Genomic DNA, 18,594 nt, shown 5'->3' with positions numbered 1-18,594 from the left:
GGAGGCAACGAGATGAAAGACCTGCTGCGTATCGCCGACCTGGACGCAAGCGACCTGGAAACGCTTCTGGACCTGGCCGCGACCTTCAAGGAAAACCCGTACAAGTATCCCGGCGTACTGCGTAACGACACCGTGGTGCTGTACTTCGCCAAACCCTCGACGCGCACGCGTATCTCCTTCGAGACGGCTGTCGCGCGCCTGGGCGGCACGCCGATCCAGGTCGGCAAGGACGAGCTGCAACTCGGCCGTGGCGAGACCATCGAGGACACGGCGCACGTGATCAGCCGCTATGCGCGGGCATTCGTGATCCGCACCTATGCCGACGACGACGTGCGCAGCTTCGCCGCCGCCGCGTCGATCCCGACGATCAACGCGTTGACCGACAAGCATCATCCGATGCAGGCCCTTGCCGACCTCCTGACCTTCAAGGAGCGCTTCGGCAGCTTCCACGGGCGCAAGCTGGCCTATGTCGGCGACGGCAACAACGTGGCGCACAGCCTGCTGGAGGCGTGCGCCCTGGCCGGGCTGGAGGTCGCCGTGGCCACGCCGCCGGGCTACGAGCCCGACGCGGACATCGTCGAAATGGCGCGGGAGATTGCCGATGCCAGCGGAGGCAAGGTGACGGCGACGACGGACCCGGACGAAGCCGTTGCCGGCGCGCACGCCGTCTACACCGACGTCTGGGTGTCGATGAACACGCCGGAGAGCGAGCGCAAGACGCGCCTGGAGGCGTTCGCCCCCTATCAGGTGAACGACGCCCTGATGGCGAAGGCCCGCGAGGATGCGATCTTCATGCACTGCCTGCCGGACCACCGGGGCGAGGAGGTCACGGCGTCCGTCGTCGACGGGCCGCGCGCCGTCATCTTCGACGAGGCGGAGAACCGGCTGCACACCGCCAAGGCCGCCCTGTTCGCGCTGGTCGAGGGCCAGTTGATTGGCGCGCGCCGCCGTCACCGCGATCCGGCGCGGGCCTGATGCTGATCGTTGCGGCACTGGGCGGCAATGCGCTGTTGAAGCGCGGCGAGTCGCCCACGGCGGAGGCGCAGCGCACGAACCTGGGCGACGCCGCCGGCGCCCTCGCGGAACTGGCCGCCGAACACACGCTGGTCGTCGTCCACGGCAATGGGCCGCAGGTCGGCCTCCTGGCGCTGCAGGCCGACGCCTACAAGGCGATCAAACCCTATCCGCTGGACGTGCTGGGCGCGGAGAGCGAAGGCATGATCGGCTACATGATCGAACAGGAGTTGGGCAACCGGCTTTCCGGGCGGAATATCGCGACGCTCCTGACGCAGATCGAGGTGGACGCGGACGATCCGGCCTTCGGCGATCCCAGCAAGCCGATCGGCCCGGTCTACGACCGGGAAACCGCCGATCGTCTCGCCGCCGAGCGGGGCTGGAGCATCGCGCGCGACGGCGAGCACTGGCGCCGCGTCGTCGCCTCGCCCGAGCCGAGGCACATCCTGGAATTGAATACGATCCGCCTGCTGGTCGACGCCGGGGTCATCGTCATCTGCTCTGGAGGCGGCGGCATTCCGGTTGTCGCGACGGCCGACGGTGCCATTCACGGGGTGGAGGCCGTTATCGACAAGGACCTTGCCGCCGCCCTGCTGGCGCGACAATTGGACGCGGATGCGCTCTTGATGCTAACCGACGTCGATGCGGTTTACGAAAACTGGGGCACGCCCGAGCAGGCGCCGATCCGCCGCGCGACGCCGGCGGACCTGCGCAAGCGCGACTTCGCGCGCGGTTCGATGGCGCCAAAGGTGGAAGCAGCCTGCCGATTCGTCGAGGCCGGCGGACGGCTTGCGGGAATCGGACGGCTTGGCGACGCGGTCGCCATTGCGCGCGGCGAAACCGGAACGGTCGTTGAAACTTAATTAACGATTGATAAACACATGTGGCACTTTACATTGCAATTCCGCCATCCAATATCGCGAATTGCGATTTGCAGGGAAAACTTCCGCGTTGTGGTCTTGACTGTTAAAAAAAACAGTTTATCTCGTGACAAAGTAGCCGTTTAACCAGATTCCCAACGCCGCCCGGAATGCTTTCTGTGCCAGCGACCAGCAAAAGATCGCACCGGCGCCACTGAAGAAGCGGCGGGTAAATGGTTGGCGCAGCCACATTACGAATTTTTGGACCAGCGATGTCGGACAGCACACTGCATACACTTGGCAAGAGCGCCGCGGCCGGAAAATCCGGCGGTGTCGGCAAAAGTAAAATCCCGCGCGAGGAGTGGCCGCGCATTCGCGCCCGCCGCGACGCCGGCGAGACAATGAGCGCGATCTCCCGCGATTACGGTGTCACCCCACCGGCGATTAGCTACATCATCAAGCACACGCCGCCGGCTTCCGGCGAAGGGGGCGAACCGGAAACGACGCAGCCGGCCCAGCCCGAGGGAGCCCCGGTCGAGACGCCGGCGGAACTTGCCGAACAGGCCGAAGCCACCGTACCGGTCGAGGAAGCGGCGAGCGAGGAGGCTCCGACGCCGCAGCAGCCCGACGAGACTGCCGAGCCAGCGGGGCGGAAGACACTGCGCACCTCGGGCGCCCGTAGCCAGTTGAGGATCGGTGGATCGCGCGATGTCCCGGCCGCGCCGGAATCCTCGGAGCCCGCCTCCGCCCCGGAACCGGCCGAAACCGCGGCAACCGCGGCAACCGCGGAGCCGACGGAACCCCAGACTCTCGAAGTCAAGCAGGCACCGGCGGGCGGCTACCAGGATCCGCTGGCCAATCGGCTTCATGACGCTGCCATGCACTGCAGCGAACTCGTCGAGGCGGCAGCGGCGAACAACGGCGTTATCGAGGACCCGGAAGCTGTGAGCGATGCGATCCATAACGTTCGCCGGGCCCTGGTCGCCATCGAGATCGATATAAGCAAGCGCGAACGCAAACCGCGCCCGGAGCCACAGGCGGCCGAGCCGGCTTACGAACCGATGCGCGAGGAGTCCTTCGCGTCCGCGGCGAACGACGATGGCGGGCAATTCGCCTCGGGTACGGTGAAGTTCTACCGCGCCGACAAGGGCTTTGGCTTCGTCACGCCGGACGACGGATCTGGCGACGTCTACCTTCCCTCGAAGGTGCTGGACGCCCTTGGCATCGACCGCCTGCAAAAGGGTCAGCGGGTGAAGCTGCGCCGCCGGCAGGGCGCCAAGGGCCCCGAGGTCGAGGACCTGCGCGTCCTGGCAAGCTAGCTCGCAAAATCAACGCGCGTTATTAAATGTACGATTAACCCGGGCGGGCCAAAACGGCCCGTGGGGATTTACCCCCGCGGGCCGTTTGCCGCATGGAAGCTTTCCCAGCGCACGCGGGCCCAGCGGTAGGCGTCCATCACCGAGACGGCGTAAACGAAGAAGCCGCCGGCGAAGCGCCCGACGAACGATTGCTCGGGGCCGGAAAGGTTCATCGTGACCAGGCCCAGCAGGATCATGAAGAACAGCATCGTCAGTGCCCGGCGGGGCTGTTCGTTCAGAAGCTGGCCCACACCCGGCAGCACCGCCGCGACCAGCATGACGAGGTAAGGATGAAACGGCGCCTTGGGGGCGCCGCCGTTATCATGCGCTGACACGGCCATATTGCTCCCTTTCGCCGGTGACGGGCGCCTCGGCGCTCCCGCCCTCTTCCGCCCGGTTTGCCTTTTCCTGCGTGGTTTGCAGATCCTCCAGCACGCCGATGGCCGCATCGAGGAGGATCCGGACCAGTTTCCCATCCACCGGTCCGCCATCGAAGTAGGCCTGGCGAAGCAGGAGATAGTGCGAGCGCACGCCCTCGTCCGCCTGATAAACAAACCGCACGCCCTTGGGCGCGATGACGAGTTCCTTCGTGCGCTGGTCCTCGAAGAGGCCGATATGCCGGCGCACGACGTCGAGCGGCGGTGCCTCGCCGGGCGCGTCGGTCCGCAGCGTCGCCTGACGCGCCGGCCAGTCCTTCGGCGTGCGGATGCGATGCTCCAGCCAGGTGGAGGGTGAATAGAATTCCACGTTGTGGGGCCGCATCAGGTAATCCAGTGTTCCCCGATAGGGAATATCGCCCAGTACCGTCGCCTCCAGCCAGAGCGACGGCAGCTTCCGCACGGCCAGCGCCTCTGTCATGACCCGGACCACCACGGGATAACCCCGATAGAAGCCCCGGACTTCCGGAAAGCCGTCGCGCTGGATGTCCTCCGACGGCTGCTCCAGCAATTGCCTGCACGGCGCCAGCTTCTCGGCCCGCGCCGACAACATTCGACGGCGGTCCCGGAGATAGATCACTCCGAGAACCGCCGCCATTGTCGCAACGACCAGGATCAGCTCGATACCCACGCGGTCTCCCAAGCCTTTCCGATCGTGCAGTCGCTCATTTTACTGCTGCCCCTTGCTCATCGGATGATCGTCACCGGGCAATGCGCCTTGGCAACGATTTCCTGCGCCACCGAGCCCACCAGCAGCCGCGCGACACCGGTCCGGCCCGTGGAGCCGGCCACGATGTGGTCGATGTCGTTCTTCTCCGCGTAGTCGATGACCGCGGCGGGGATGTTGTGGTTGTGAACCTCGACGCAGCGAACCTTGTCGAGGCCCTCTTCCTTCGCCGCCTCCGCGGCCGCGCGGAGCTCCCGCTCGACCTGGCTCTCGCCGAGGCGGACCAGCTCGGTATCCCACACCCGCTCGCCTGGCGTGCCGGTGTGCTGGCCGACGTTCACCGTGATGAACGTGAGGTCCGCCCCCAGTTCCCGGGCAAAGCGCGCGGCATAACGCACCGCCTTGTCCGAGGCCTTCGACCCGTCGGTCGTGCAAAGGAGCCTTTTCGTATTGCTCGCCATCGTTATCGCTCCCTCGCTCTTAGTGTCCGATCGGCCGGGGCCACGGCATCGTGAACTGGTCGCCGCGGTAGACGAAGCGGTAGCGGTGCATCGCGAACCAGACCGAAGCGACGATGTAGAAGATCATGATCGAGATCAGGCTGGTGCCGTAGCCCAGGAAGGTCGCGAAATACGTCGCCGAGCACAGCGTCAGCAACAGGATCGCCGGGATCGGATGGAACGGGTGCACATAGCCCCGCTTAATGGTGCCCAGCGGCCACTTGTTGCGGAACTTCACGACGTTGAAGGACATGAACGTGTAGCCCAGCAGACCCGACAGGATCGAGAAGGTGATCACCTGGTCGAGCAGCCCGGTGAACGCGAAGGACACCGCGATCGGGATCAGGAACACGATGGAGCGGAACGGCGTGCGGTACTTCGGATGCACGGCGCCGAACCAGATCGGCATGTAGCGGTCGCGGCCCATCGAGAACCAGGCACGGGCGGCGTCGTTGATGCAGCCGTTGGCGGATGCCACGGCGGCGAACAGCGTGCCGATGAACAGCAGCACCTGCAGCCCGTTGCTGTCGGTCATCCGGGAGGTGTCGTAAAGCGGCACGCCGGACTGGCCGAGATACTCCCAGGGCAGCAGGCCCGAGGCAAGGAACCACGTCAGCGACGCGGCGATCAGCAGCGTCATCATACCGCTCATCGTGCCCAGCGGGATCGAACGGCCGGCGCTGCGCACCTCCTCGGCAGCCTGACAGGTGCCTTCGATGCCCAGGTAGTACCACATGCCGAACTGCAGGGCCGCGACGACGCCGATCCAGCCGTAGGGCAAGTCCGTCAGCAGTTGCTTGTGGAACAGGGACTCGCTTGGGTTCCAGGGGTTGAGGCCCAGGAACAGCAGGATGATGGCGATGAACGCGATGGCCGTGATGACGAAGTTCACCGTCAGCGTCATGAACACGCCGCGATAGTTCAGCCAGGCCAGGATCGCGATCGTCAGCACCACGAAGGGCTTCGGATCCAACGCGGCATAGCCGGTTTCCGCCGCCACCTGCACCAGCAGGTCGCCCACGACCAGCGCGTCGGCCGCCTCCAGCATGGTGTAGGCCATCACCAGGTAGAGGCCGACGTTGAAGGCCATCAGCGGGCCGATGATGTGCTTGGCCTGCGCGTACTGGCCGCCGGCGGCCGCAACCGTGGACGTCACCTCGGAATCGATCATGGCCACGCAGGTGTAAAGCAGGCCGATGATCCAGCAGGCGATCAGCGAGCCGAGCGCCCCACCCTTGCCGACAGAGAAGTTCCAGCCCATGTACTCGCCGACCAGAACGATACCCACGCCCAGGGCCCACACATGGACCGGGCCCAGAACCTTGAGCAGGTAGAGGCGCTCGCCGCCACCGCCGCCCTGTGCGGTCGTGTCCTGCGCGGTCATTTCTTACCCCCTTGCGCGTGGTCCTGCTGGAGAAGCTCGTCGGCGCCCTCGCGAGCACTCAGCAGGAATTCCTCGCTGTAGTCCTTGCTGACCTTGATGAGGTCCAGCAGCATCCAGCCCAGCAGCAGCGCCGCCAGCGCCCATGCTGCGTAGCTGAAGATTTCCCAGAAGATCATACCCGTCTCCTCTCAAGCCCTGGCCGGGTCAGTCCGTATCGAAGTTCTCGCGGATGACGTCGCGGTACTCTTTCGCCGACACCTTCAGGATGAAGACGAAGTAGCCGATGATGACCGCGGCCGTGATAACGAGAGCCAGCGGATCGATGCTGTAGTCGAAGCGCGAGGTGATGATCTCCGCCGCGCCCTCGGCGTCGTAGCCGAGCTTCTGCCACTGCGCCTGCATGACCTCGTTCTGGCCAAGAGCTTCCCAGGTGACCTGCTCGCCCTGCACCATGTCGACTTGGTGCTTGTTCACGCCGCCCCCGAAGTCCAGGACGATCGGCGCGAGCAGGCTGGCGTAGACGATCGCCAGCAGAAAGACGCAGTCCAGGAACTGCCCAAGCCCGCTTTGCCTGGGCGGCTGATAGCGTTTTTGCATTTTGACGATCTCCTATTCCGCAGCCTGCAGTTGCCCGGTCCGCTTCGCCTCGGCAAGCGCGTCAAGGTGTTCGATGTCGAGACCGTAGATGTGCTCCTTGTCCTCCGAATAGTGACGGAGCATGGCCACGATGGCCGCGGTGTTGAACAGCAGGACGGCCGAGCCAGCGACCGCGACCACCACGCGGATGGTGGCGTCCTCGATCAACGGCGAGACGGTGAAAAAGACGTAGAGGATTGCGGCCCAAAGCAGGACGACGAAGGTGCTTGCCAGCACCTTGTCCTGATTGAACAGTCGTTGGATACGCGTTGGATCAGCGCCGTTCATGACGTGCTACCTCCCCCAAACTGAGATGTGCGGGGCGACCCCTGTTTTCTATGAGGAAAGATTGTTTATTGCGGAGATTGGAATGTCAACCGCATATTCGTGGAAAATTTGGAGAACATGCATATTGGTTACATCGTATGGTAGAATTTTGTTATAAAATTATAAAATTTCGCCCGTGAATGTTCAATCCAGCCCCGCAGCCTTCAACGTGCTTTAGAAGGTATTTCACCAAATACACGTTTGTAGCATCTTGTGAAATGACTGACGGAGGTGAACCCGCACGCCACGGCCACCTCGGTCACCGGCAGGCTGGTCTGCGTCAGCAGCGTCCGTGCCTTCTCCAGCCGTCGCTCGCGGTGATAGCGAAGCGGACTGCACCCCACGTAGCGGCTGAACAGGCGTTCCAGTTGGCGCGGCGAGATGCCGACCCGCGCCGCCAGCTCGCCGCTTGATATCGGTTCGTCCAGCTCGCTCTCGATCATCTCCAGCGCGCTGGCGAGGTGTGGGTTCGCCGTCCCCAGCCGGCGCGCCATCGACAGGCGCTGGCTGTCCGGCTGCTCCGGCAGGCGCTGGTAGACCAGCCGTTCCGCCACCTCGGTGGCCAGACGGCGGTCCTGGAAGTGGGCGATCAGCTCGATAACCGCGTCGAGTGTCGCCGCGCCGCCGGCGCAGGTCAGGACGCCGCGATGCAACTCGTAAAGCGTCGGCCGCAAATCGGCCTCCGGGAAATCCTCCGAGAAGGACTCCGACAGCGACCAATGAACGGCGCACGGTCGCTCGTGCAGCAGGCCCGCCCGACCGAGAATCCGGCAAGCGTCGCCGAATCCACCGACCAGGACGCCGTGACGCGCACCCCGCCGCAGCCACGCGCAGACGCCATAGCTGTCGCGCCTGTCCTCGCCGCCCGGCAGAAGGATTGCATCGTAGTTGCTGGGCGTTCCCGCAACCTCGGCCTCGGAGTGCAAGTCCAGCCGTCGCCCGCCCGTCCCGGCCGGAAGGCTGACGCCCAGCGCAATCCGCCTGCAGACGAAGGCCCGCTCGCCGCACGCCGCGTTCGCCGCCTCGAAGGCCTCCGTCATGGCGCCAAGGCCCAGCAGCGAATAGCCCGGAAGCAGCAGGATGCCGATGCGTCGCTGCTCGACCTTCGGCGCCACCGCCTGTCCGTCCTCGCCAGAGGCAAGGCACGGGATGTCGTGCTCCAGCCCGGCGTCCATGGCGACCTCCGTTCCCAGCAGCCCCCGATGCAGCCTCGTTCGTTCCTTGGCGTTTCCGGCAACTTAAGCCAGGCCGGCAGGGCAGGCCCGGTACATTAACCGCAGAGACGCGCATGCCAACCGAAAAGAAAGGGCGCGCCCATGCCATGGGCTGCACGGGCGCGCCCCGTGGGGACCGCGACGCGGCCTTGGTTCAACAGTCGAAGGTGTTCTCGACTTCCCACTGCGAGAGCGTCGTCGCATAGCGCCGCCACTCGTCGAAACGCAGCTTCACGTGGGAATCGATGAACTCGTCACCGAGCTGCCGGCGCAGGACCTTGCTCTTGCTGGTCAGGCGCGCGGCATCCAGCAGGTTCAGCGGCAGCCTGCGCACCCGCTTCAGCCGCTGACCGTCCTCGTACATGTTATTGTACATCGGCTTGCCCGGATCGCGCTCGTGCTCGATCCCGTCCATGCCGGTGGCAAGCACGCCCGCCTGCATCAGGTACGGGTTGGACGCGCCGTCCATCAGCCGCATCTCGAAGCGTCCGGGCTCGGGAATGCGGATCATGTGCGTGCGGTTGTCGCCGGAATAGGTGATTGCGTTCGGCGACCAGGTCGCACCGGACAGCGTCGTGGCCGAATCGATGCGCTTGAAGCTGTTCACGGTGGGATTGAAGATCGACGCCAGCGCCTCGGCCTCGTTCATCACGCCGCCGAGGAAGCTGTAGGCGGTCATGCTCATGCCGAGCGGGTCGTTGCTGCCGTCGAGGAACAGGTTCTTCTTGCCCTTGGTGTCCCACAGGGAAACGTGGGCGTGGCAGCCGCTGCCCGTCAGGTGGTTGAACGGCTTGGGCATGAAGGTGGCCCGCATGCCGTATTCCTCGGCCACCGTCTTCACCATGTACTTGAAGAAGACGTGGCGGTCGGCCGTCACCAGCGCGTCGTCGAAGTTCCAGTTCATCTCGAACTGGCCGTTGCCGTCCTCGTGGTCGTTCTGGTACGGGCCCCAGCCAAGCTGCTGCATGTAATCGCAGATGCGCTTGATCACGTCGTACTGGCGCATCAGGGCAAGCTGGTCGTAACAGGGCTTGCGCGCCGAATCGTGATGATCCGCGACGCGCATCTCGTTGGCGTCGATCAGGAAGAACTCGCACTCGACACCGGACTTCATCCGGTAGCCTTCGGCAGCCGCCTTCTCGATCTGGCTTTTCAGCAGAACACGCGGCGAGGACGCGACCGGGGCATCGTCCATCCAACAGTCGGAGGCCAGCCAGCCGACCTCGGGCTTCCAGGGCAACTGAATCAACGTTTCCGGGTCTGGCTTCGCCAGCATGTCGGGGTGCGCCGGCGTCATGTCCATCGCCGCCGCGAATCCCGCGAAACCGGCTCCGTCCTCCTGCATCTTGTCGATCGCGGCGGCCGGCACCAGCTTGGCGCGCAGTGCCCCGCCCATATCGACGAAACTGATCAGGAAATATTCGATACCTTTTTCTTTCGCCACTTCAGAGAGCTTTATCGTCATGCTCCGCGACCTCCCTCAAACGGATTTGGCTTGGCGCTCAATAATTATTCTTGCCGGGGACCCAATCGGTTCCGGCGAGCGGGACCTGCGCCATCGCCGCGGCCTCGACCGTCAGCGCGACCATATCCTGCGGTTCCAGGTTCAGGACGTGGCTCTTGCCGCACGCACGCGCGAGCGTCTGCAGCTCAAGCACCATGGTCTGCAGGTAGTTCCGCATCAGCCGCCCGCCCTTTTCCGGGGGCAGCCGCTTTTCCAGCTCCGGGTCCTGCGTCGTCACGCCGACCGGGCACCGCCCGGTATGACAGTGATGACAGAACCCTGGCGCTGTTCCGAGCGCCTCGTAGTCTTCGTGGTAGACCGGCTTGTTGCAGCCCAGCGCAACCATCGCGGCCGAACCGATGGAGACCGCGTCCGCCCCCATGGCCAGCGCCTTGGCGACATCCGCACCGCTGCGTATGCCGCCGGATACGATTAGCTGAACCTTCCGGTGCATGTCCAGTTCCTGCAGCGCCTCGACGGCCTGGCGCACCGCCGGAAGGGTGGGGATGCCGACATGCTCGATGAAGACATCCTGCGTGGCCGCCGTGCCGCCCTGCATGCCGTCGACGACGACGGCGTCGGCCCCGGCCTTGACGGCCAGTGCGGTGTCGAAGCGCGTGCGGGTGGCGCCGACCTTCACGTAGATCGGCTTCTCCCAGCCGGTGATCTCGCGGATCTCGTGGATCTTGATCTCGAGGTCGTCCGGCCCGGTCCAGTCCGGATGGCGGCTGGCGCTGCGCTGGTCGATGCCCTGGGGCAGGTCGCGCATCTTCGCCACACGCTCGTTGATCTTCTGGCCCAGCAGCATGCCGCCGCCGCCCGGCTTCGCACCCTGGCCGACCACGACCTCGATCGCGTCCGCCCGGCGCAGGTCGTCCGGGTTCATGCCATAGCGCGAGGGAAGCACCTGATAGACCAGGGTCTTCGAGGCCTCGCGCTCCTCATCCGTCATGCCGCCGTCGCCGGTGGTCGTGCTGGTGCCCATCTCGGTCGCCGCCCAGCCAAGCGAGCGCTTGGCGTGCGAGCCCAGGGCCCCGAAACTCATCCCGGCAACAGTGATCGGAATCTTCAGCTCGATCGGCTTTTTCGCGAAGCGCGTGCCGATCATAACGCTGGTGTCGCAGGCCTCGCGATAGCCCTCCAGGGGATAGCGGGAGACCGACGCGCCCAGCATCAACAGGTCGTCGAAGCTGGGAATCTTGCGCTTGGTGCCGAAACCGCGGATCTCGTAGACCCCCTGGTCCGCGGCCCGCTGGATTTCGCGGATAACCTCGGGCGGGAACGTCGCCGAGCCGCGTAGTGCACGTGGATCTGTCATACGGGACTCCTGTCTCGGCTTTACAGCGCGTCGGCGTTGTCGATGTGGAAGTTGTAGAGCTTGCGCGCCGAACCGTAGCGGCGGAACTCCTTCGGGTCGGCATTGACACCGGAACGGGCCAGCAGTCCCTTCAGCGTTTCGATGTGCTCGGGACGCATCTCCTTCTCGACGCAGTCCGCACCCAGACTGTCGACGCTGCCGCGCACGAAGATCTGCGCTTCATAGAGGGAATCGCCGAGGTCGTGGCCGGCGTCGCCGCAAACGACGAGATGGCCGCGCTGACCCATGAAGCAGCTCATGTGCCCGACCGAGCCGCCGACGACGATGTCGATGCCCTTCATCGAGATGCCGCAGCGCGAGGAGGCGTCCCCCTCGATCACCAGCATGCCGCCGCGCCCGGTGGCGCCCGCCGACTGCGAGGCGTTGCCGCACACGCGGATCAGGCCCGACATCATGTTCTCGCCAACGCCGGGTCCGGCCTGGCCGTTGATGGTGATGTCCGCCTCCTTGTTCATGCCGCCGCAATAGAAGCCGACATGCCCGTCGATGCGGACGTCCATGGGCGCGTTCAGGCCGGCGGCGACGGCGTGCTTGCCGCGCGGATTGACGATCCTGAAACTGCGCTCGTTGTCGCCCTGCTTTACGGAGTGCAGCCGCGCGTGGACGCTGGACAGCTCCTCCCCATCGAGATCGAACTCGATATAACCGTTCGTTTTCATGGCTTGTATTGCACCCCTGAGGTCAGGATCGCGACCAGCTGTAGATCTGGCCCGGTACCGGCTCCCAGATGCTCGCCTTGTCGGCACCCGGCAGCGGCGCGATCGCACGGTATTCCGTGGCCATCGCCACCCATTCGTCGGTCTCCGCGAGAACACCGTGCTTGCAGCCGATGGGATCGCGCACCACGGCGAAACCGTCGCGCGTGCCCACCGCGAAGGTGAAGAATCCGTCCAAATCCTTCATGGCCGACTGCAAGGCCTCGTCCAGCGTGGCGCCCTCGCGCATCCGCCAGGCCAGGTAGCCCGCGGCCACCTCGCTGTCATTGTCGGTCTGGAAATCGATGCCGTGCCGGCGCAGGTAGCTGCGCAGCCGGTTGTGGTTCGACAACGAGCCGTTATGGACGAGGCACAGGTCCAGGCCCGTGGAGAACGGGTGCGAGTGCTCGGTCGTGACCGCGCTCTCCGTCGCCATCCGCGTGTGGCCCAGCGCGTGGGTGCCCGACAGTGTGTCCAGACTGAAGTTCCGGGCGACGTCGGAGGGCAGCCCCTTCTCCTTGAAGATCTCGATCGAATCGCCGGCGCTGACGATCCGCAGCTCCGGGTGGCGATGGCGCAGCCACGCCTGGATCGGCTCGAAGTCCTCGTGAATACGGAAGACACTGTGGCTGCCGCGCTGCTCGTGACGGATCTCGCGACCGAAATCGTCGGCGAATTCCTGGGAGAGGGTCTCCCATGGATATTCGGCATGGCCGTTACACAGGGACAGTTTTGTCCAGCCCTTCTCGACGGGCTCGCGATACACGGCGACTCCGGCGCTGTCGGGACCGCGGTCGGTCATCTCGACAAGCATCGCCGTCAAATGGCGTCCCAGCTCCGGCTGGAGCTCGGGCGACTTGGCAAATAGGCCCACGATGCCGCACATGCTGAAACCTTCTCCACTCAGAGGAAATGCTTAGGAGAAGGTATCAGCCCCGGGGGCGCCGTTCAACAGGAGAATATGTTTTTCCTGAGAGTAATCTATTCGGCGGCGCGCGCCTGTAGCGAGAGCATCCGGATTGGCAGTTTTTTCAGGCGTTCCGGGCCATGGGGAACGTCCGAATCGAAGAACAGGGAATCGCCCGGCTTCATCTCGAAGGTCTGGCCGCCGTGGCGATAGTCCATCTCGCCTTCCAGCACATAGACGAACTCGACCCCCGCATGCTGGAAGAGGGGGAAGATCTCCGAGCTTTCCGAAAGCGTGATCAGGTATGGTTCGACATTGATGCGCTTGCCGATCGTATGGCCCAGCAAGCGGTATTCATGCCCCGCCCGCGTCCCCCGACGCTCGATCAGCAGGCCCTGGCCCTGGGAGACGAAGGTGGCGTCGCGCTGATCCTCGTACTTGCGGAAGAACGCCGTGACCGGGACGTTCAGCGCCTGCGACAGCGCGCGGAGCGTGGCCAGGGAAGGCGACGTCATGCCGTTCTCGATCTTGGAAAGCATGCCGGGCGACAGCCCGGCCATTTTCGCGACTTCCGCCACCGTCATGTGCAGGTCCTGACGGAATTGCCGGACCTGCGTGCCGATCGCCAGCTCAAGCTGGTTGTCGCGCGCTTCGGGCTCTTCGGACGCGGCAGGCCGCGCCCCACGCTTGTTCTTGCTGTCGACTTCGCTCACCACGTCCTCCGTCACGTCCCTGCCCCGCCCACTCAAACGGGTGGGACAACCATAACGCAACATTTTTTCACGTTCGACAACGTTACCGCCGGAGGAGGAAGAGGCAAGCCTGACTGTGCCGGAAACCATCTTGCCCTTGGAAAGCCGCACCGCAGCAGTGCGAATGACACGGGACAACAATGCGCTTCGCGACCTTCATGGCGCCACGGCTCCGCAGGGCGACGACGCTAGCAATGCATTTCCTGCTGCGCAATTTTTTTTCTTATTAATGAGTCGGAACATCAAATCCGATTGACATATGTCAATGCCGCCCGGCAACGCCCATCGGGAAACTGCGGCGAACGTCGTGTCACGGGAGGGCCTCGCATGTCTCGTCTACAGTTGACGGATCAGGCGGTTGCCGCGGCGAAGGGAAAGGACCGCCACCTGGAAGTCTTGTGGGACACGGACCTCTACGGCTTCGGCTGCCGCGTCTCGCCGGAAGGCCCGGCAACATATTTTGTTTATTACCGGACGAAATCGGCGGACCGGCGCGTCGTGAAGGACATCGCCAGCGCCGGCGCGGTCTCGTGCGAGCAGGCAAGGCGAATCGCCAGCGACCTGATCGGCCGCAACGCCCCAAGGCAATTCGCCCGCCGTGCCGTGAATTGAACGGGCTCGAAGTCCGGCGCGGACACGCCCCTAGCGAAGCGGGGTCGGCTGCTCGAACACTTCGTGGCCGGCACGACGGGGCGGGACGCCGTGCGGTTATGTCGGAAGGGGCGGATCGTCGCCGAGGTCATGAGATACTCGCCGCATCTATATTTGATCCAGTGCTAAGGACTTACCGTAAATTGCCCTGGAGGACAAAGCGGTGACAAGGACAATGAAAGCTGCCGTTTTCGTGGAGTCGAATCGCATTGCGCTCGAGGAAAAGCCCATACCGGATATCGGCCCGCTCGACGCCCTGATTCGCATTACGACAACCACGATTTGTGGCACCGACGTCCATATCCTAAAAGGCGAGTACCCGGTCAAGAAAGGTCTCACAATCGGTCACGAGCCGGTTGGGATCATCGAGAAGCTGGGCTCCGCTGTAGAAGGATATGAAGAAGGCCAGCGCGTGATCGCCGGGGCCATCACCCCGAGCGGCCACAGTGCCGCATGTCTGTGCGGCTATCACTCCCAGGACGGCGCCGGAACGAAGCACGGGTTCAAGCCGCTCGGCGGCTGGCGCTTCGGCAACACGATCGACGGCGCCCAAGCGGAGTATCTTCTGGTTCCGGACGCGATGGCGAACCTGGCGCCGATTCCGGACGGGCTCAGCGACGAACAGGTGCTGATGTGCCCCGACATCATGTCGACCGGTTTCGCCGGCGCCGAGAGTGGCAGCGTTCGGATCGGCGACACTGTCGCCGTGTTCGCGCAAGGACCGATCGGGCTTTCCGCGACAGCGGGCGCCCGGCTCATGGGGGCAACGACCATCATCGGTGTCGATGCCGTTCCGGAACGCATGGAGATCGCCCGGACAATGGGGGCGGACCATCTGGTCGACTTCACGAAGGTGGACCCGGTGGACGAGATCATGCGCTTGACGGATGGTCGCGGTGTCGATGTCGCTATCGAAGCGCTCGGACGTCAGGAGACGTTCGAGGCTGCGTTGCGTGTGCTGCGACCGGGCGGAACGCTGTCCTCGCTCGGCGTGTACTCCGGCGATCTGACGATTCCATTGGATGCGTTTTCCGCCGGGCTCGGCGACCACAAGATCGTCACCACACTCTGCCCCGGAGGCAAGGAACGCATGCGCAGGCTGATGGAAGTCATCAACGCCGACCGGCTCGATACGCGACCGCTGGTAACGCATCGTTTCAAGCTCGACAAGATCGAGGAGGCTTACGACCTTTTCGCGAATCAGCGCGACGGCGTGCTCAAGGTCGCGATCACGCCTTGAAAGCGCGGCACCGCCACATTCCCATAAGGGCGGGCCCCCTAAGCGCGGGCGGCACAGGTCTCGCTCACGCATGAACGGTCGGGAGTCAACCACGAAGATGTCACGCAGATCCCCGGACCCCGCCTTTGGGCAAGGCGCCATCGGGCTCGCGGATGGCGATCGTGCTTGGCATGCCGCGGCGCCAGACACTGTAGTGGAGAGCACTGTTACGGCGCCCGAAGGCTTGTCGCAAGCCGAAGCCGCGCGCCGACTGGCAGCATATGGACCGAACCGCCTGCCGCCGCCAAAGACCCGGGGCCCGGTTCGCCGCTTTCTGGCACAGTTCGAAAACCTGCTGATTCAAGTATTGCTAGGCGCGGCGGTCCTGACCGCGGCGATCGGTCACTTTACCGATGCTGCGGTGATCCTGGCGGTGTGCCTGGTCAACGCGGCGATCGGATTCGCCCAGGAGGGCAAGGCGGAAGAATCACTTCGGGCGATCAGGGACATGCTGTCGGCACAGGCGACAGTCCTGCGCGAGGGCAAGCGGGCCGGCATTCCGGCCGAAGATCTGGTCCCCGGCGATCTCGTCATCCTCGAACCCGGAGACAAGGTGCCGGCCGATATCCGGCTTCTACGTGTGAAGAATCTCCAGATCGACGAGGCGGCGCTCACGGGAGAGTCGGTTCCCGTTGCAAAGGGAATCGAACCGGTCGCCGCGAACGTTCCGCTTGGCGACCGCGCTTCGATGGCCTATTCCGGTACGCTCGTCACCTATGGCCAGGCCACAGGCGTCGTCGTCGCGACGGCCACGGCCACCGAAATTGGCCGGATAAGCCGCTTGCTGGCGCAGGTCGAGCCGCTCGCGACCCCGCTTCTGCGACAGATCGCCCGGTTCGCGCGGTGGCTGACGGTCACCGTTCTCGGCTTTGCGGCGCTCGTTTTCGCGTTCGGCGTGTTCGCCCGCGATTACACCGCGAGCGAGATGTTCATGGCCGTGGTCAGCCTTGCCGTGGCGGCGATCCCCGAGGGATTGCCCGCCATCCTGACGATCGCCATGGCAATCGGCGTCCAGCGAATGGCGCAACGCCACGCGATCATTCGCCGCTTACCCGCGGTCGAGACGCTGGGTTCAGTGTCGGTCATTTGCTCGGACAAGACCGGCACCCTGACCAAGAACGAAATGACTGTGCGCGCGGCGGTCACCGGGGAGAATCGGTACGAGGTCGGTGGAGTCGGTTACGCGCCGCACGGCGGACTGTCGCGCGACCAACGGGAATTCCTCCCCGAAGAAGACCCGGCACTCATTGCGATGGCGCAGGCGGCAGCACTCTGCAACGAGGCGCGCCTCCGCGAGCACGCCGGGGTGTGGACGGTTGAGGGCGATCCAATGGAAGGGGCATTGCTCGCCTTCGCACACAAGACCGGGCTCAATCCCGAGGTGGAGGCCAGGCACCTGCCCCGGATCGATGTCATCCCCTTCGAGGCGGAGCACCGCTTGATGGCCACGCTGCACCACGACCACACCGGTTCGGCGGTGATCTTCGTGAAGGGGGCGCCCGAACGCCTGCTCACGATGTGCGCGACACAACGGGCTGCGGGGGAGACGACGCGGCTGGACCCCGATTATTGGCACCGGGCGGTGGAGCACCTTGCGGCTGAGGGTCACCGGGTACTCGCGGTCGCAATGCGGCCTACTCACAGCACGCACGGCGAGCTGCGCTTCGATGACATCGACCACGACCTGACGTTCCTCGGGCTCGTTGGCATGATCGACCCGCCCCGCGAAGAGGCCGCCTCCGCCGTGGCGGAGTGCCGCTCGGCAGGCATCCGGGTGAAGATGATCACCGGCGACCACCACGTCACGGCCCGCGCCATTGCCGCGCAGATCGGCTTCGCCAACAGCCGCGACGTGCTGACCGGGCCGGAGATCGAGGCCCTGTCCGAACCCGAGTTGCGACGCCGCGCGTGGGAGGTTGACGTGTTTGCCCGCGCCGCGCCCGAACACAAGCTTCGCCTCGTCGAAGCGCTTCAGGCCGAGGGACATGTCGTGGCGATGACCGGCGACGGGGTCAACGATGCTCCTGCGCTACGCCGTGCCGACGTCGGCGTCGCCATGGGCGTCAAGGGCACGGAGGCGGCCAAGGAAGCGGCGGAAACGGTGTTGGCGGACGACAACTTCGCCTCCATCGTTGCCGCCGTGCGCGAGGGACGCACCGTCTACGACAATCTCAAAAAGGCGATCGTCTTCCTGCTGCCGATCAACGGCGGCGAGTCCCTGAGTATCGTGGCGGCGATCCTGCTAGGGCTTACGCTGCCGATCACGCCGTTGCAGATCCTGTGGGTCAACATGGTCAGCTCGGTCGCACTTGCCCTCGCATTGGCCTTCGAACCCACTGAGCCCGACGCCATGTCCCGGCCGCCCAGAGCTTTGCGGGAGCCTCTTCTTTCCGGCTTTCTGGCGTGGCGCATCGCCATGGTGTCCACGCTGTTTCTTCTCGGCATATTCGGCATGTTCGAGTGGGCGATCGTCAAGGGCATGGAGGTGGCTGAAGCACGCACCATAGCGGTCAACACGCTCGTCGTTCTTGAGGTCTTTTACCTGTTCAGCGTGCGTTATCTCCGCACCCCCTCACTAACGATCAAAGGTGTTCTCGGTACCCGCCCGGTCCTGATCGCTGTCGCGACGGTAGTGGTTTTGCAGTTTATATTCACCTATGCATCCGTGATGGAGCGCTTCTTCGATACGCGACCGGTTGCGTTCCAGGACGGTGCAGTGATCCTCGCGGTGGGGATCGCGCTTCTCGTTCTCCTTGAACTCGAAAAGCGCGTTATGGCGTTCCTTCGGTCCAGAAGAGCGCTCCGATAATGCGGAGGAAGACTAATTGTCGCCTCTGTGGCCAAGACCGCACCCGATTTGATTGACGGTCGGCCGAGCAAGCGGCTGGTGTGGGTATTCGGCTGGCCGCTCCAGCGGCAGGCCTGCCCTCAGCGGACGGTTGGCGGCACAGGCCTTCGACATTTGTTGGATGAGGCTATCCTAGCTAAGCGCGCTGCACCGGCTAGGATAGTGCCATGTACGAGCCTCGCC

At 64.5% G+C, this 18,594-nt stretch carries 19 protein-coding genes; 6 read left to right on the top strand and 13 right to left on the bottom strand.

Going from position 1 to position 18,594, the window contains the following annotated elements:
* The first annotated feature begins 12 nt into the window (after positions 1-12).
* The 3 genes from argF (at position 13) to DRB17_RS20590 (ending at position 3,193) form a co-directional block, all read left to right on the top strand.
* Positions 13-975, top strand: coding sequence for an ornithine carbamoyltransferase (argF, locus tag DRB17_RS14980; protein ID WP_114583034.1), 963 nt, complete (start codon positions 13-15; stop codon positions 973-975).
* Entirely contained in the window at positions 975-1,877 is a 903-nt protein-coding gene (gene arcC / locus DRB17_RS14975) for a carbamate kinase (RefSeq protein ID WP_114583033.1), read from the top strand. The genes argF and arcC overlap by 1 nt, the downstream gene beginning before the upstream one ends.
* A 269-nt stretch (positions 1,878-2,146) precedes the next feature.
* Entirely contained in the window at positions 2,147-3,193 is a 1,047-nt protein-coding gene (locus DRB17_RS20590; protein ID WP_206607911.1) for a cold shock domain-containing protein, read from the top strand.
* A 68-nt stretch (positions 3,194-3,261) separates the two neighbouring features.
* Here the strand turns inward: DRB17_RS20590 and DRB17_RS14965 are convergent, their stop codons facing one another.
* From DRB17_RS14965 to DRB17_RS14905, 13 genes are all read right to left on the bottom strand, one after another.
* Positions 3,262-3,567, bottom strand: a complete 306-nt coding sequence (locus DRB17_RS14965) for a hypothetical protein (RefSeq protein ID WP_206607910.1) — start codon at positions 3,565-3,567, stop codon at positions 3,262-3,264.
* Positions 3,554-4,300, bottom strand: a complete 747-nt coding sequence (locus DRB17_RS14960) for a hypothetical protein (protein ID WP_114583031.1) — start codon at positions 4,298-4,300, stop codon at positions 3,554-3,556. Before DRB17_RS14960 ends, DRB17_RS14965 begins: the two co-directional genes overlap by 14 nt.
* A 56-nt stretch (positions 4,301-4,356) precedes the next feature.
* Positions 4,357-4,797: a universal stress protein gene (locus DRB17_RS14955; protein ID WP_114583030.1), complete on the bottom strand. Its 441-nt coding sequence runs from the start codon at positions 4,795-4,797 to the stop codon at positions 4,357-4,359.
* Between the two features lie 19 nt (positions 4,798-4,816).
* Positions 4,817-6,220 carry an APC family permease gene (locus DRB17_RS14950; RefSeq protein ID WP_114583029.1) on the bottom strand — a complete coding sequence of 468 codons (1,404 nt, stop codon included), beginning with the start codon at positions 6,218-6,220 and terminating at the stop codon, positions 4,817-4,819.
* The gene (locus DRB17_RS14945) at positions 6,217-6,396 is read right to left on the bottom strand and encodes a hypothetical protein (RefSeq protein WP_114583028.1); all 180 of its coding nucleotides are present in this window, start codon (positions 6,394-6,396) and stop codon (positions 6,217-6,219) included. Before DRB17_RS14945 ends, DRB17_RS14950 begins: the two co-directional genes overlap by 4 nt.
* A gap of 28 nt (positions 6,397-6,424) precedes the next feature.
* Positions 6,425-6,817, bottom strand: a complete 393-nt coding sequence (locus DRB17_RS14940) for a hypothetical protein (RefSeq protein WP_114583027.1) — start codon at positions 6,815-6,817, stop codon at positions 6,425-6,427.
* Positions 6,818-6,829: 12 nt separating this feature from the next.
* Positions 6,830-7,144 (bottom strand): hypothetical protein, encoded by a 315-nt coding sequence (locus DRB17_RS14935; RefSeq protein ID WP_114583026.1) that lies wholly within the window; start codon positions 7,142-7,144, stop codon positions 6,830-6,832.
* A gap of 203 nt (positions 7,145-7,347) precedes the next feature.
* Positions 7,348-8,358 carry a GlxA family transcriptional regulator gene (locus tag DRB17_RS14930; protein WP_114583025.1) on the bottom strand — a complete coding sequence of 337 codons (1,011 nt, stop codon included), beginning with the start codon at positions 8,356-8,358 and terminating at the stop codon, positions 7,348-7,350.
* 193 nt (positions 8,359-8,551) lie between these two features.
* Positions 8,552-9,862: a type III glutamate--ammonia ligase gene (gene glnT, locus DRB17_RS14925; protein WP_114583024.1), complete on the bottom strand. Its 1,311-nt coding sequence runs from the start codon at positions 9,860-9,862 to the stop codon at positions 8,552-8,554.
* 37 nt (positions 9,863-9,899) lie between these two features.
* Positions 9,900-11,219, bottom strand: a complete 1,320-nt coding sequence (locus DRB17_RS14920; protein ID WP_114583023.1) for an FMN-binding glutamate synthase family protein — start codon at positions 11,217-11,219, stop codon at positions 9,900-9,902.
* A gap of 20 nt (positions 11,220-11,239) precedes the next feature.
* Complete coding sequence (locus DRB17_RS14915; RefSeq protein ID WP_114583022.1) at positions 11,240-11,938, bottom strand: GltB/FmdC/FwdC-like GXGXG domain-containing protein; 699 nt, start codon at positions 11,936-11,938, stop codon at positions 11,240-11,242.
* Positions 11,939-11,960: 22 nt separating this feature from the next.
* Positions 11,961-12,860, bottom strand: coding sequence for a class II glutamine amidotransferase domain-containing protein (locus tag DRB17_RS14910; RefSeq protein WP_114583021.1), 900 nt, complete (start codon positions 12,858-12,860; stop codon positions 11,961-11,963).
* Positions 12,861-12,955: 95 nt separating this feature from the next.
* The gene (locus DRB17_RS14905; protein WP_241503854.1) at positions 12,956-13,594 is read right to left on the bottom strand and encodes a helix-turn-helix domain-containing protein; all 639 of its coding nucleotides are present in this window, start codon (positions 13,592-13,594) and stop codon (positions 12,956-12,958) included.
* 366 nt (positions 13,595-13,960) lie between these two features.
* Here DRB17_RS14905 and DRB17_RS14900 point away from each other — a divergent pair, with 366 nt between their 5' ends.
* From DRB17_RS14900 to DRB17_RS14890, 3 genes are all read left to right on the top strand, one after another.
* Positions 13,961-14,245 (top strand): Arm DNA-binding domain-containing protein, encoded by a 285-nt coding sequence (locus DRB17_RS14900; protein WP_114583019.1) that lies wholly within the window; start codon positions 13,961-13,963, stop codon positions 14,243-14,245.
* A gap of 214 nt (positions 14,246-14,459) precedes the next feature.
* Entirely contained in the window at positions 14,460-15,524 is a 1,065-nt protein-coding gene (locus DRB17_RS14895) for an NAD(P)-dependent alcohol dehydrogenase (protein WP_114583018.1), read from the top strand.
* Positions 15,525-15,594: 70 nt separating this feature from the next.
* Complete coding sequence (locus DRB17_RS14890) at positions 15,595-18,372, top strand: cation-transporting P-type ATPase (protein WP_421778960.1); 2,778 nt, start codon at positions 15,595-15,597, stop codon at positions 18,370-18,372.
* Positions 18,373-18,594: the final 222 nt, after the last annotated feature.

Origin of the sequence: Ferruginivarius sediminum (assembly GCF_003344765.1) — a bacterium.
GTDB classification, from domain to species: domain Bacteria; phylum Pseudomonadota; class Alphaproteobacteria; order Kiloniellales; family Rhodovibrionaceae; genus Ferruginivarius; species Ferruginivarius sediminum.
Note: the sequence above shows the minus strand (reverse complement) of the source record. Positions and strands in the feature narration are given on the sequence as shown.